The organism is Thaumasiovibrio clandestinus (assembly GCF_047250365.1).
Taxonomy (GTDB): domain Bacteria; phylum Pseudomonadota; class Gammaproteobacteria; order Enterobacterales; family Vibrionaceae; genus Thaumasiovibrio.
Map to the genome: position 1 here is coordinate 165,286 of NZ_JBLBVL010000001.1, position 14,037 is coordinate 179,322.

The window sequence follows — 14,037 nt, forward strand, 5'->3', positions numbered from 1 at the left end:
ACGCAGCCGTGCAACCAATACAACTATCATCCAACCGCAAGTCTGCCACGCTCAAACTTTCTAACCTAAATCAGTTACTTTCCACTTAAGACCACCGCAGGGTTTAATGCCGCCGCGCGCTTTGCTGGATACCAGGTTGCCAATAAGCTCAATAATAGTGCGGTCATTGTCACGAGAGCCACATCACTCCAGATCAATTGAGAGGGTAAGAAGTCAACAAAATAAATATCGCCAGACAAGAAAGCACTGCCCGTTAAGGATTCAATCCATAACATTAATGCAGGTAAGTTAATGGCAGCAACCACACCCATTAATGCGCCAATCGCGCATCCGGCAAAGCCAGATAACACCCCTTGCCAGACAAAAATCGAGCTCACCAAACGGTCATCTGCACCCATTGTGCGCAAAATGGCCACATCACCAGCGCGATCTTTAACTGCCATCATCAGAGTCGAGACAATATTAAAGCTCGCCACGCCGATCACCAAAACCATCACAATGTACATAATCAAACGTACCATCTGAATATCTCGATATAGGTAACCAAACTCTTGTTGCCAATTTTTCAAATAAACTCTCACCGGTAAGGTGAATCCCGCTTCTCGCACAATGGCCGGTGCATCCAGTACATCGCTCACCTTAACAGCCACTCCAGTGACAGCGTCACCTGCTTGTGCATATGCCTGTGCGTCACTTAATGGTAATAATGCCAAAGCATGATCTATCTGCCCGCCTAGCTCGAGTAGCCCCGTAACCTGTAAACGCAAACGCTGCGGTGACTTTAACTGCCTTGAAGGGTCGGGATCTGGCATCATTACCGTCAACCACTCGCCAACCTCAACACCCAATTGATCTGCCACCCCTTTACCCAAAATCAACTGTTGTTCTCCAGCTCTAAAGTTGCTCCATGCTGCTGGATTGATAAAGTCTGATAAGCGGCTAATCTTATCTTCTGCTGTGGGATCGATCCCCTTGAGCTGTACCGCCTTTAACGCGTTCCCTTTTTCCAACAAACCCGTTAACTTCATATACGGCGCACTGCCAACAATTTTAGGGTGTCGCTCTAGTTGCTGAGACACTTCTCGCCAACGTGCAATCGGCTCATCGACGCCTTCAAGCTCCCCGTGGGGTATAACGGCCAGCACGCGCTGCTCTAATTCACGCTCGAAACCATTCATCGCCGACAAGCCGAGAATAATCACCGCAACGCCCACCGCAATTCCTATCACTGATGATGCAGAAATAAACGAAACCATTCTATTGCGTTTTTTTGCACGGCTAAATCGACTCGCAATCGCTAAGGATAAGGGTTTAAACATCACAACTCCCCGTCAGCACACCGTCATTCATGGTTAATTGACGATCCATCTTGCCTGCCAGTGCCCGATCATGGGTCACAACTAAAAAGGCCGTATTCAACTCTTGGTTTAACTGGCGCATCAAATCATATATTTCAATCGCCGTTTTATGATCCAAGTTACCCGTTGGTTCATCAGCTAACACCAACGCAGGTTGATTCACTAACGCACGCGCAATTGCCACACGCTGACGCTCTCCTCCTGACAAAGCAGATGGGCGATGTGACAAACGATGCGCCAAGCCTACTTTCTCTAGTAGTTCAGTGGCGGAGCGATTAGCCTCGTTGGCAGACTGTCCGCCAATTAATAATGGCATTGCGACATTTTCCAACGCGGTAAAGTCAGCCAGTAAATGGTGAAATTGATAAATGAAGCCGATGTGTTGATTTCGAACTTTAGCTTGTTGATTCGCGGTCATTGCCGTTAACGATTGCTCACCAAATATCACCTCACCGTGAGTTGGCTCATCAAGCGCCCCTAATATATGCAATAACGTACTTTTTCCTGAACCAGACGCCCCCACTATTGCAATCAGCTCACCTTGTTCGATAACAAAATTGACAGCATCCAACACTTTTGTCTGTGTTTCGCCATCAACAAAAGTTTTATCCAGATTTGTGCAAGTTAATAGTGTATTACTCATAACGTAAGGTCTCAGCGGGTTGTAACATCGAGGCGCGGTAAGCAGGGAAAAGGGTTGCCGCAAAGCTCAATAAAATAGAAAAGCTCAATACAGAGATAATTTGTAACGGTTGCAGTAAAACCGTAAGGTGACCACCAACGAGCAAGGTTGTTGCTCCCATAATGGATAAAATCGTATTCAAATTTAGCGCTAACAATATGCCCAGCACACCACCCATCGCGCTACCAATCAAGCCACTCATCACGCCCTGAAACATAAAAATGGCCTGAATTTGCCCTTGTCGCATGCCCTGCGTTTTAAGGATCGCAACTTCCGACTGCTTCTCCATAACAACCATGATGAGAGAGGAGATAATATTGAAAGCGGCAACAGCGATAATGAGCCCGAGCATCAAACTCATCATATTTTTTTCCATCTTAACCGCTTGGAATAATTCGCCTCGTTGTTGACGCCAGTCAGACCACTGCTGAGGCGTGCCTTCCACGAGCTTTGCCATGGCAGGCACAGAAAATGGGTCACGAACAAACAGCCGCCAGCCCGTAAACTCTCCGGAGTTATACCGTAGCAGCCTACCTGCATCATCAATATTCACTAATACCTGCTGGTTATCCACGTCGGTTTGGCTGGCGAATATCCCTGCTACAGTAAAATTTCTTTGGCTAGGGATTCGACCCAGTGGCGTATATTGGCTCGCCGACGTCACCATAACTCGGACTTTATCACCCACCGTAACACCGAGCTGACTTGCCAGTGTCCGTCCGATAACAATGTTATAGTCACGAGGCTTTAGTACGGAAATACTGCCATTAATGATGTAGTCTGCCAAAGGTTCATACGCATCCGGCGAAATCCCCAACATATCCACTGCTGCTAGCGCTCGCGAACTTTGCAGTATTGCTTCGCTTCGGGATAAGGGCGCAACCTGTTCTACCTCTGGGTGCTGGAAAAGGTATTGCGGTACATCACCACTCACAGAGTTAGCTTCAGTAACAAGTGCATGCGGCATAACGCCGAGCAATTTTCCCTTCAACTGCTGCTCAAAGCCATTCATTACCGACAACACGGTAATCAAGGACATGACACCAATCATTATTCCGGTCATCGACATGTATGAAACAAAGCGACTAAAACGATCGCCAGAGCGACCTCGCAAGTATCGCCAGCCGATAAATAGTGAAACGGGTTTCAAAATAATACACCACTCTCTGAATTCTTGATTGAAGGATACCTGTCTGACCCTATGAATGCCATGTAAGTTCTGCAATATTAGAGTAAAAAACACCATTCACTTGCTGATTTGACTAAGCTACGGGATAATTGTTCTATCGTTAGTGTTGGATAATCGACATGGAAAAAGAAGAATACTTTTCTGTTCACTGTGCTGTGAACATTAGCTTAGAGCCTCTCTCTTCGGAACAGACCTTACCCGACAGAGAGGCATTTTTAGATGAAATCCCCCCCCTTTTCCGTGTTGCTAGCGAATGCATAGAGCTCGAAGAGAATGCGGAGCGCGAACTCTCTCGATATGGTAGTGAGGAGTCAAAATCGTTAATGAAGTACCTCTCGGTGCAGAATGAAAAGATTAACATGTTGCTCAGTTTTATCCTTCTACAACACAACGCAACAACTCAAAGATACACAACCGAAGCATTTGGTGCTGGCGCGTTAACGCTCCTTATTGCACAACGCGACCTGTTATCTTCAAAACAGTGGCAAGTTGGCTCACTGTATCGCATCAATATCTTCCTAGACTCTCCGGCTGCTGCCGTCTACTGTTACGGGAGTATCACTGCCTGTGAACACATTAGCGAAGAACAAGCACAAATCACGTTACGCTATGATTTGATTCAAGAGGCCGATCGTGACTTACTCATCCGTGCAGCGTTACACCAACAACAAAAAGTCTTACGCCGCCGAGCAGAAGCCAGAACTAACACAACGAACAAATAATTATTATGTTTTCATTCTCAGTACCAAGTAAAGCCGCCGATAAACGCACAATAGGTTGCGCCAATAACGCTGCACTCGCTATCGCCATCACCAACGCCTATGAGCGCCATAATGGGCACTGTTTACTCGTGGTTCAAGACACACAAACAGCGCTCAAACTCCAAGGGGAAGTGAATGCATTCCTTCCCGATAGTGTCCATATTTTTCCTGACTGGGAAACACTTCCCTACGATAATTTCTCTCCGCACCAGGATATTATCTCAGATCGGCTCGCACACCTTTATCGTCTTCCCCAGCTAGACAAAAGCATCACCATTGTGCCAGTTAACACGCTACTACAACGTCTAACGCCGCGTAGCTTTATTCATCAGCACGCGCTAATGGTAAAAACAGGCGATACGTTGTCACTAGAGAAACTACGCCTTCAGTTAGAAAAATCTGGCTATCGCCATGTCGACCAAGTCATGGAGCATGGTGAATACGCCAGCCGTGGCTCGCTAATCGATCTTTTTCCTATGGGCAGCCAACAGCCTTATCGCATCGACTTTTTTGATGACGAAGTGGATACCATTAGACAATTTGACCCCGAAAACCAACGTTCAACTGGGGAAATTGACCACATTGCGCTCTTGCCTGCACATGAATTCCCTACTGATGATTTAGCCATTGAACAGTTCCGCATTCGCTGGCGTGAACGCTTCGAAGCGCGCCGTGAAGCAGAATCAATTTATCAACAGGTTAGCGCACGAACTTGGCCTGCGGGTATCGAGTATTGGCAACCTCTATTTTTCGAACAAACTGACAGTTTATTCGACTATTTGCCCGATAACACTTTGCTGATGACACTGAGCAACATCGAACAAGCGGCAAATCAATTTCTCAGTGATGCAGAATATCGTTACGACCAACGTAAAATTGATCCTCTACGCCCACTCTTGCCCCCGAGTGATTTGTGGCTGCGCGTTGACGAAATGTACGCTGGCTTTAAAACAATGCCTCAATTGCAGTTCACCGCAGAGACGGTCGAAGAAGATAAGCAAGCCAACCACAATCTTGCGTTAGTTGCCTTACCTGACTTACTCGTCAATCAGCAACTTAAAGAACCATTAAGCGCTCTGCGGAAATTTACAGAACAACACGAAGGCAAAGTGATTTTTTCGGTCGAGTCTCAAGGACGTCGAGAAGCACTTCTTGATCTGTTAAATCGAATTAAACTGCGCCCAATAGTGTGTGATTCACTTGAGGCAGCACTCAATAACACGCAGCGCCACTGCTTAATTATTAGCCGCAGCGAACAGGGATTTATAGATCCAGAATGCGGTGTCGCTCTGATCTGTGAAGCGAATATTCTAGGCCAACGCGTCGTACAACGTCGTCGCCGTGACGAAAAGAAAACGGTTAACCCTGATACTATCATCCGTAACTTGGCAGAGTTACAGCCCGGTCAACCTGTTGTGCACTTAGATCATGGTATTGGGCGCTATCTGGGACTTCAAACTCTCGATGCCGGCGGCATGACCAGTGAGTTTGTCACCTTGGAGTACCAAGGTGGTTCCAAGCTCTATGTTCCTGTCTCCTCACTGCATATGATTAGCCGGTATTCCGGTGGTGCTGAAGAGAGCGCACCACTGCATAAACTGGGCGGCGAAGCATGGCAAAAAGCGCGGAAAAAAGCCGCTGAGAAAGTACGCGATGTTGCCGCAGAGCTGCTCGACGTTTATGCCAAACGCGAAATGAAACCTGGCCACAAATTCCATCTCAACAGAGAGGCCTATGCTGAATTTTGTACCAGTTTCCCATTTGAAGAGACCCATGATCAAGCATTGGCTATTAACGCTGTGCTGTCAGATATGTGCCAACCAAAAGCGATGGACCGCCTAGTCTGTGGTGATGTCGGCTTTGGTAAAACCGAAGTTGCGATGCGTGCTGCGTTTGTTTCAGTAGAAAACAGCAAACAAGTGGCCGTACTGGTACCGACAACCTTATTAGCACAACAACACTTTGAAAACTTCCGCGATCGCTTTGCCAACATGCCGATTCGTGTCGAAGTACTCTCTCGTTTTAAAACACCAAAAGAGCAAAAGCAAATCTTGGCAGACAGCCAAGAAGGCAAAATCGACATTCTGATCGGCACACACAAAATTCTTAGTACTGAATTGAAGTTTAAAGATCTAGGTTTATTAATTGTCGATGAGGAACACCGTTTTGGTGTACGCCAAAAAGAAAAAGTAAAAGCGATGCGCGCAGATGTCGATATTTTAACGCTAACCGCGACGCCCATTCCACGAACATTAAACATGGCAATGAGTGGCATGCGTGATCTATCGATTATCGCCACCCCACCAGCCCGGCGTATGGCAATAAAGACCTTTGTCAGACAAAATGATTCTGCACTTATTCGTGAAGGGGTGCTGCGCGAAATCGCCCGTGGTGGGCAAGTTTACTTCCTGCATAACAATGTCGATAGCATTGAAAAAACTGCGGACAACCTCGCCAAGCTGATACCTGAAGCCCGAATCACCACCGCACATGGACAAATGCGCGAACGTGAGCTCGAACGCATCATGTCCGACTTTTATCACCAACGCTTCAATGTACTCGTCTGCACGACGATTATAGAGACAGGTATTGATGTTCCAACCGCTAACACCATTATCATGGATCGTGCCGACAACCTTGGCCTTGCTCAGCTTCATCAGCTACGAGGACGTGTTGGTCGTTCACATCATCAAGCTTATGCATATTTATTAACGCCACACCCTAAAAGTATGACCAAAGACGCACAAAAGCGCTTAGAAGCGATAGCGTCTCTTGAAGATTTGGGCGCAGGTTTTACACTTGCCACACATGACCTAGAAATTCGTGGCGCTGGAGAACTACTGGGTGATGAACAAAGTGGTCAAATTCAGACAATTGGATTTACACTATACATGGAGATGCTAGAACAAGCAGTTGAAGCTTTAAAAGAAGGAAAAGAACCAGCGTTGGATGACCTATTACGTCAACAGTCTGAAGTAGAAATGCGCATTCCTGCATTACTGCCCGATGATTACATTCCTGACGTAAACACACGATTATCGCTATATAAGCGTATTGCCAGTGCCGAAGACGAAACACAGCTAATTGAGTTGCGCATTGAGCTAATCGACCGTTTCGGCTTATTGCCTACAGCCGCTAAAAATTTGCTTGAGATTAACAAACTAAAATTGCAAGCTGCAACAATGGGAATTAGCAAAATAGAAGCCAGCGAGAAAGGCGGTGTGATAGAATTTAATGATAAATCGACGGTAGACCCAATGTATTTGGTTGGTTTGTTACAAAAATCACCACAACAATACCGTATGGATGGCCCAAATCGGGTTAAAATCATTGCAGACCTTAAAGAAGCTGAAAAGCGCTTGTCGTTTATGAATAAACAGCTAGTCGCATTTTCAGAAAACAGACAACCGTAGGATACCCTGTGCGTCAATCATTTTTAAACAAGCTCATTCTTACACTCACTCTGCTTAGCAGCAGTTCAGTGATGGCACGTCAGTTTGACATTGAGGTTATTATCTTCCAACGTAATCTGCAGCCAGAAAACGTTAGTGAAGCATGGCCCGATGAGCTGACCCCTATCAATTACGCCAATACGTTGCGCCTAACTGATAGCGAAGGCATGGCACTGAAAGGTGCCACCCCTCTTGGTCGCGCATCAAAAGAGCTAAACCAACAATACGCTGCTCTGCAGCAACATGCTGGATTCGAACCTCTGGCACATTTGGTGTGGCGTCAGGGCGACGAAGGCCGCCAAGCTGCACCTTCGTTTCATATTGAGTTTGGCAAAAATTATGCTGAACAATATTACGCCAACGGCATGTCTAAAAAGGACAACCCACAATATTTTGATAACTCAGACGTCGCTGACGTTCAGCGTTCTTTAGAACAGACATCGGTTGCAGAACCTGCTGCTCAATTCGACGAGACCGTGCAACGTCATGACGCACCATTGCTCGAAGAAGCACGACCACTTGACCCGAGCCTCTATCAATTGGAAGGCCGTATCCAAGTGTACGTACAACACTTTCTTTTTATTGAGTCTGCTTTCGACCTCAGAATTCCTAGTCGGAAAGAGGTGATAGTGGGAAGTAAAATTACTAACGAAAAGCAGCTTATCGATCAGATTGCGACTGGCGAGGAAATTAGTGAGGAGACGTTGGTTATTCAAGACCCACTCACTGCACTCGACCAGCTCCAGCGTGTTGAAGCGGAAATTGAAGTACAAGACTACCTAAAAACGTACCGTATGGAAGAACGCCGCCGAATGCGCAGTGGGGAAACGCATTACTTAGATCACCCGCTCATGGGTTTGATTATTCAAGTTCGCCGCGTTGATGAAAGTGCCGAGAACACTGAATTGCTGCTGATTGAAGATGACAGCGAACATGATGAGACCTTGTTGCTGGCCGACGAAGATAACGTAGCCGATAGCAATGACATTTTCTCTGCCGATACACAACTAAACTAACGACCACGCATATGACAGTGCGCCACCGAAGGCGCACTGTCATATTTCTTTAAATAACCCCTAGCCTTGCCAATCTATTGACTGTAAAAGTAGCAACTCAGCTACGCCTAAATAGCCAGACTTCACCTTGCATAAACCGTGCTATTTGACTCTCCTCTGACACAAGCGATCTGCCTAACCAGTACTTTCCCCTAATATTTGTATCTGTCTTACCGTCAATTAACGAGTCTTACGCTTTATGCCAGCGCTTCATCAACTTAAGCAATATGTCTTATCTAGAAAAGTACTCTGTACCCTTTCGCTGCTACTTATTGCGGGCATTGTTGGTGTATTACGCTTTCATTCCAGTACGAACCAACTCATTACTTCCCGCTTTGAAGGTGAACTACTTCACTTACCCACCGTGGTTTATGCCAGAACGATGACACTGAAAACTGGTGATGAGGTAGACATGCAAGAGGTAATTAATGAACTAAACAGCCTCAGCTACTACCATGCCAATAACCCAAGCAGTAGTGGTGAATACACCACCAGCGGCAGCACTATCACATTTGTACGTCGCCCTTTTGAATTTCCTAGCGGCGACAAGGTAGCACAAAAAATACAATTACAGTTTCATCGTACCACACTGATATCAATCACAGATCTCGATAGTGATACCGAGCTCGGCATCATAGAGCTAGAGCCTAAAATGATGGGGATGCTAGATAATGGTGCGACTGAACACCGTATCTATCACCCCTATAGCGATATGCCCGAACCTCTCATTAAAGCGCTGCTTCTTACCGAAGACCGAGCCTTTTTTGAGCACGATGGCGTATCTGTTTCTGCTATCGTTCGCGCCTTTTTTGTTAACCTAAAAGCTGGCCGTACCGTTCAAGGCGGAAGCACCTTAACCCAACAGTTAACCAAAAACCTCTTCTTATCAAACGAGCGGCGCTTCAGTCGTAAAATACAAGAAGCGTATATGGCATTATTGATTGATCGTCGCTATAGCAAAGAGGCAATTCTTGATACGTACCTCAATCAAGTTTACCTTGCACAAAACGGGGCGGAAGGCGTACATGGTTTTGGCCTTGGGTCACAATATTACTTTAATCAACCGTTACAAGAGCTACGCCTTGATCAATACGCATTATTGGTGGGTCTTATTAAAGGGCCTTCTTACTACAACCCGTGGCGTTTTCCTGAGCGAGCACTACGACGAAGAAATACCGTATTACAGCTCATGCGTAATGCAGGCTATATTGAGCAAGAAGAGTATGAAGCAGCAAGCGCACGTGATCTAGATATTCAAACACGAGGCCAGCTAGCTAAGCGCAGGCCTGCCTATTTCGCGCTTATACAACAAGAGCTAGAGCAGCACTTGGGCAATAGCTATAAAGCGGGTACCGGGGTTCGTATCTTCACGACGCTTGATCCCCAGTCTCAAGCCCAAGCAGAGTCCAGTATAACGCACTCATTACCAGATTTAGAGGCAACAGCCGGCGTTGAACTGCAAGCCGCCATGGTTGTTGCTGATCATAGCAGCGGCGGTATTCGTGCCATTATTGGTAGTCGCAATCCGGGCTATCCTGGGTTTAATCATGCCATCGATGGCAAGCGCCAGATCGGTTCAATCGTAAAGCCAGCCGTTTATCTTGCCGCACTCGCACAACCAGAGCAGTATCAGCTCGCGACATCTCTGCAGGATACACCACTGACCATTGAGCAATCCCATGGAGAAGACTGGACCCCGCGTAACTTCGACCGTCGTTTTCGTGGTCAAGTACCACTGTATGAGGCGCTGGCAAAATCCCACAACATTCCAACCATTAATTTAGGTATGGCGATTGGGCTCGAAACGGTACAAAGCACATTAGTACAACTCGGGTTAGAGAAAAGCAGTATTCCCCTGCTACCCTCTATGTTATTAGGGGCATTTGAACAATCGCCACTGGAAATGACACAGGTTTATCAAAGTATTGCCAACTTGGGAAAGACTCAACCGCTTTACGCTATCGATGCCATCACAGACAATAACAACCAGCTGCTCTATCTTCATCAACCAACAACGCGCTCAACCATCACACCTCAGGCGGCATGGCTTACCTTAAATGCGCTGCAACATACCGCCACAGAAGGCACTGCGCGTGGCTTAGGCCAACTAGCAAAGACATATCAACTAGCAGGAAAAACAGGAACAACCGACAATAACCGAGATAGCTGGTATGTTGGCATCGATGGGCGTGAGGTGGTAACGGTATGGCTCGGTCGTGACGACAACCGTAATATTAACCTAACGGGTTCAACCGGCGCTCTTCCTGTTTATCGCAATTATATAACCCGCCGTGAACCGTTGACGCTGACCCTTGCGCTTCCAGAAGGCATCCAAACGGCTAACTATGCTCGCCTTAAAAATGGCACACTGACACAGAGATGCAGCGGGACAAACCTAGAACTCTCTGTTTGGGTAACAGAAAGTAGCCAAAACATGAGCTGTAGTGGCGATGAGGTCGGGAAATTTATAAAGCGCCTATTCAACTGGTAAAAGTATGGGGAAATAAAACTAGCGATTATATCCCCATACATCAATTAAGGTAACGATGACCCTAAGCTGTTGCTGTTATTCACTTGATTTAAGCTTGGTCACTTTCACCTAAGATTTCTTTTTTTGCCATCTGGTTAGCTAAGCTTAAAGGGAGCTTAGCTAACATAAGTCCAACAAATATACCGCCAACATTTGCGGCAACCGTTGGCATCTCCAGCGAGTTAACCAAAAACTTTTGTGTACCAAGAGCAACGATCAAACTGAATACCCACCCCAATAGCACAGTACCAAATATCATTACTGGCTTACTCACTCTACTAGTCTTGTTGCTCATTAACGCACTCTCTTTTCAATAAATGCCATTCAGGCTAATTATTTTAACTCTCTGAATTTAAGATAAATTTGGCAGATTTTATTATCACAAACGCTGATTTACAAGTGAGAGAATCGACCAAGTGCAATGTATGTGGTAGTTGGCCGATATTGGCATGTAATCACAAAAGTAGTGACCCTAAAGTCATCCTCTGTTGCTGAGTTAAATGAATGTCGTCAACTTGATCGATTTCTTTGCGATGGAACGTCACTAAGATATTCAACAAACTCAACTTCAAAGCCTTCCGGATCAACAAAATAGATATTTTTACGGTATGGCTCAGGTGCCCCAGCCTTAGCAACAGGAAAGCCTGCTTGGGTTAGCCTTTCTATTACTTGCTCGATATTGTGGGTGACGTAAGCAAAGTGAGCGAGGCCAACTTGATGCCCTGATAGATCGCGATTTTCACCTTCACCATGATCACTCAATGCGATGTATTGGTACTCATCACCAAAATGCAACCAATTACGCGGCTTACCATACCACTCGCCCTCTCCCTTATCCCGCACATACCAGTGTGGAAAAGCAGCTTGATAAAACGCCAACATTGCTGGGATATCTTTCACGACTAAATTTATATGTTCAAGCTGGATCATATCGCTCTCCTTACAATCGTAGCTAACACCATATGAACCATACTAGTACTTAAAGCTAACTAGAGGTAAAGATATATTTTAACTACGTCGAAGAAATTTGGCGCCGCTATCATTACAGATAGGCCTAGCAAAAAGGGTTGTCGACATAGCATCGGCAACCCTTTCATCACTGTTTTGACTTGATATCATCGCGTCAAATTGAACAGCTCAAATATACAGGCTCAGTACTACACCTGCTCTTTTTTGAAGTAAGCGCGTGTAACAGAAAAGACAACAGGGCTGAGCACAACCAAAGCAATCAAGTTAGGAATTGCCATCATTGCGTTCAACGTATCACTTAATAACCAAACAAAATTCAGTTCCATTATCGCCCCAATTGGCAGGACTAAAACAAAAATTAGCCTAAATGGCAACACGGCTTGTTCGCCGAACAAATACTCAGCACAGCGCTCACCATAGACAGACCAACCGACTATCGTCGTAAAGGCAAAAATAGCCAAACAAACCGCCACCAGATAATTGCCAACCCCAGGCAGAACTTGACCAAATGCTTGCGATGTTAACGCTGCACCCGACTCTCCACCAGTCCATGCGCCAGAAATAATAATAACCAAGCCAGTAATGCTACAAATAATTAAGGTATCTAAAAACGTACCTAACATGGCAATCAGCCCTTGGCGCGCAGCATCATTTGTTTGTGCACTTGCGTGTGCTATCGGCGCTGAACCCAATCCCGCTTCATTAGAAAAAACGCCCCTCGCAACCCCAAAGCGAATCGCCATCCAAACGGTTGCACCAGCAAACCCGCCTTGCGCAGATGTTGGCGTAAAGGCGTGCTCAACAACCAGTAACAACGCCCCTGGGATCGCCGTAATATTGAGCAGCAAGATAATAACGCCACTAACGATGTACGCTACGGCCATAACAGGTACCAAAGCCCCTGCAAATGCCCCTATCCGTTTAAGCCCACCGATTATCACGCTGCCGGCCAGCAACATGACGCAAACCCCGGCAACAAGCGGTGGCAAGTTAAAGTTTGCTTCTAAGACCTGAGCAATCGAGTTCGACTGCACCCCATTTCCAATGCCGAAACAGGCAACAGCACCAAATAGTGCAAACAGAGTTCCAAGCCAGGCCCACTTAGGTCCCATGCCATTTTTGATGTAATACATAGGGCCACCAACAAAGACACCCCGATGATCTTTTTCACGGTACTTCAACGCCAACACCGCTTCCGCATATTTGGTGGCCATGCCTACCAGCGCTGTCATCCACATCCAAAATAGTGCCCCTGGGCCGCCAATAAACACCGCAGTCGCCACCCCAGCAATATTCCCTGTCCCAACAGTTGCTGACATCGCAGTCATTAGCGCTTGAAAAGGCGGGATTTCACCTGTTTCAGCATCCCCTTTTCTTCCGTCCCACAGTAACTTAAACGCGCGACGAATATTAAATATCGGCATACATTTCAAACCGAAGGTCAAATACAGCCCCACGCCGAGAATTAACACCAACATCGGTATACCCCAAACGAAGCCATTTATCTGACCTACAAACTGTGTAAGCATCTCCATTAAGTCATCCCTATCTGATCAATTATCTGCTTGGTCTTCGGTGTTGGATCGTGGAACCGTAACGAGCAACACACTCACTACCATTTCTTTACATATCAAGGTTATACCCCGATCGCGAAAAATGACAATTTTTAAGGCAAACAATGGCATTACTTCTTTGGTGCTTCTCATCTTAAAAGCGCCACGTGGAACGTAGGGCGCTTACTCTGGAAGGCAAACAGCTAAGGGATAAAGTAAAACCCGCATGGCGCGGGCTTTGTCTGAAATTTAGCAGGAGAATAATCTTTAAATTCCCATAAACCAATTCAGCTCAAATTAGATACTATGTCTGACCAATTATCTTCAACACAGCGATCATCGTATTTAACAATTTAACTTAAGTATTTGCCCTTGTTTTCTTGCTTGGCTCCAATACATATTATGTGGCTTGATCTCAACATCAAAATGCTCACCGTGATGACGAGGGTTATAACCAGCATCACCAGGTTTTGATCCATGAGGGTGAC

The 14,037-nt window shown here is 46.1% G+C and carries 10 protein-coding genes; 4 read left to right on the top strand and 6 right to left on the bottom strand.

All coding sequences use genetic code 11. The features are described 5' to 3' along the window. Positions 1–74 precede the first annotated feature (74 nt). The 3 genes from lolE to lolC are packed head-to-tail and all read right to left on the bottom strand — an operon-like array spanning position 75 to position 3,193. Positions 75–1,319 carry a lipoprotein-releasing ABC transporter permease subunit LolE gene (gene lolE, locus ACKLNH_RS00805; protein ID WP_413110341.1) on the bottom strand — a complete coding sequence of 415 codons (1,245 nt, stop codon included), beginning with the start codon at positions 1,317–1,319 and terminating at the stop codon, positions 75–77. Then, positions 1,312–2,001 (bottom strand): lipoprotein-releasing ABC transporter ATP-binding protein LolD, encoded by a 690-nt coding sequence (gene lolD / locus ACKLNH_RS00810; protein WP_413110342.1) that lies wholly within the window; start codon positions 1,999–2,001, stop codon positions 1,312–1,314. Before lolD ends, lolE begins: the two co-directional genes overlap by 8 nt. Beyond that, positions 1,994–3,193: a lipoprotein-releasing ABC transporter permease subunit LolC gene (gene lolC, locus ACKLNH_RS00815; RefSeq protein ID WP_413110747.1), complete on the bottom strand. Its 1,200-nt coding sequence runs from the start codon at positions 3,191–3,193 to the stop codon at positions 1,994–1,996. The genes lolD and lolC overlap by 8 nt, the downstream gene beginning before the upstream one ends. Positions 3,194–3,348: 155 nt before the next feature. Here lolC and ACKLNH_RS00820 point away from each other — a divergent pair, with 155 nt between their 5' ends. From ACKLNH_RS00820 to mrcB, 4 genes are all read left to right on the top strand, one after another. After that, on the top strand, positions 3,349–3,951 hold the full coding sequence (locus ACKLNH_RS00820; RefSeq protein ID WP_413110343.1) for a PilZ domain-containing protein: 603 nt from the start codon (positions 3,349–3,351) through the stop codon (positions 3,949–3,951). A 5-nt stretch (positions 3,952–3,956) separates the two neighbouring features. Then, entirely contained in the window at positions 3,957–7,403 is a 3,447-nt protein-coding gene (mfd, locus tag ACKLNH_RS00825) for a transcription-repair coupling factor (RefSeq protein WP_413110344.1), read from the top strand. Between the two features lie 8 nt (positions 7,404–7,411). Further along, positions 7,412–8,458: a CsiV family protein gene (locus ACKLNH_RS00830; protein ID WP_413110345.1), complete on the top strand. Its 1,047-nt coding sequence runs from the start codon at positions 7,412–7,414 to the stop codon at positions 8,456–8,458. A 238-nt stretch (positions 8,459–8,696) separates the two neighbouring features. Next, complete coding sequence (gene mrcB / locus ACKLNH_RS00835) at positions 8,697–10,988, top strand: penicillin-binding protein 1B (RefSeq protein WP_413110346.1); 2,292 nt, start codon at positions 8,697–8,699, stop codon at positions 10,986–10,988. A gap of 88 nt (positions 10,989–11,076) precedes the next feature. Here the strand turns inward: mrcB and ACKLNH_RS00840 are convergent, their stop codons facing one another. The 3 genes from ACKLNH_RS00840 to ACKLNH_RS00850 form a co-directional block, all read right to left on the bottom strand. After that, a complete protein-coding gene (locus ACKLNH_RS00840) occupies positions 11,077–11,322 on the bottom strand; it encodes a hypothetical protein (protein ID WP_413110347.1) in 246 nt (81 codons plus the stop codon). Positions 11,323–11,537: 215 nt separating this feature from the next. After that, entirely contained in the window at positions 11,538–11,957 is a 420-nt protein-coding gene (locus ACKLNH_RS00845) for a VOC family protein (RefSeq protein WP_413110348.1), read from the bottom strand. A 227-nt stretch (positions 11,958–12,184) separates the two neighbouring features. Continuing rightward, the gene (locus ACKLNH_RS00850) at positions 12,185–13,531 is read right to left on the bottom strand and encodes an alanine/glycine:cation symporter family protein (protein ID WP_413110349.1); all 1,347 of its coding nucleotides are present in this window, start codon (positions 13,529–13,531) and stop codon (positions 12,185–12,187) included. Positions 13,532–14,037: the final 506 nt, after the last annotated feature.

Coding starts and splice junctions, on each gene's coding strand:
- ACKLNH_RS00820 (WP_413110343.1), top strand. CDS start 3,349: ATGGAAAAAGAAGAATACTTTTCTGTTCACTGTGCTGTGAACATTAGC.
- mrcB (WP_413110346.1), top strand. CDS start 8,697: ATGCCAGCGCTTCATCAACTTAAGCAATATGTCTTATCTAGAAAAGTA.
- ACKLNH_RS00840 (WP_413110347.1), bottom strand. CDS start 11,322: ATGAGCAACAAGACTAGTAGAGTGAGTAAGCCAGTAATGATATTTGGT.
- lolD (WP_413110342.1), bottom strand. CDS start 2,001: ATGAGTAATACACTATTAACTTGCACAAATCTGGATAAAACTTTTGTT.
- ACKLNH_RS00850 (WP_413110349.1), bottom strand. CDS start 13,531: ATGGAGATGCTTACACAGTTTGTAGGTCAGATAAATGGCTTCGTTTGG.
- lolE (WP_413110341.1), bottom strand. CDS start 1,319: ATGTTTAAACCCTTATCCTTAGCGATTGCGAGTCGATTTAGCCGTGCA.
- ACKLNH_RS00845 (WP_413110348.1), bottom strand. CDS start 11,957: ATGATCCAGCTTGAACATATAAATTTAGTCGTGAAAGATATCCCAGCA.
- mfd (WP_413110344.1), top strand. CDS start 3,957: ATGTTTTCATTCTCAGTACCAAGTAAAGCCGCCGATAAACGCACAATA.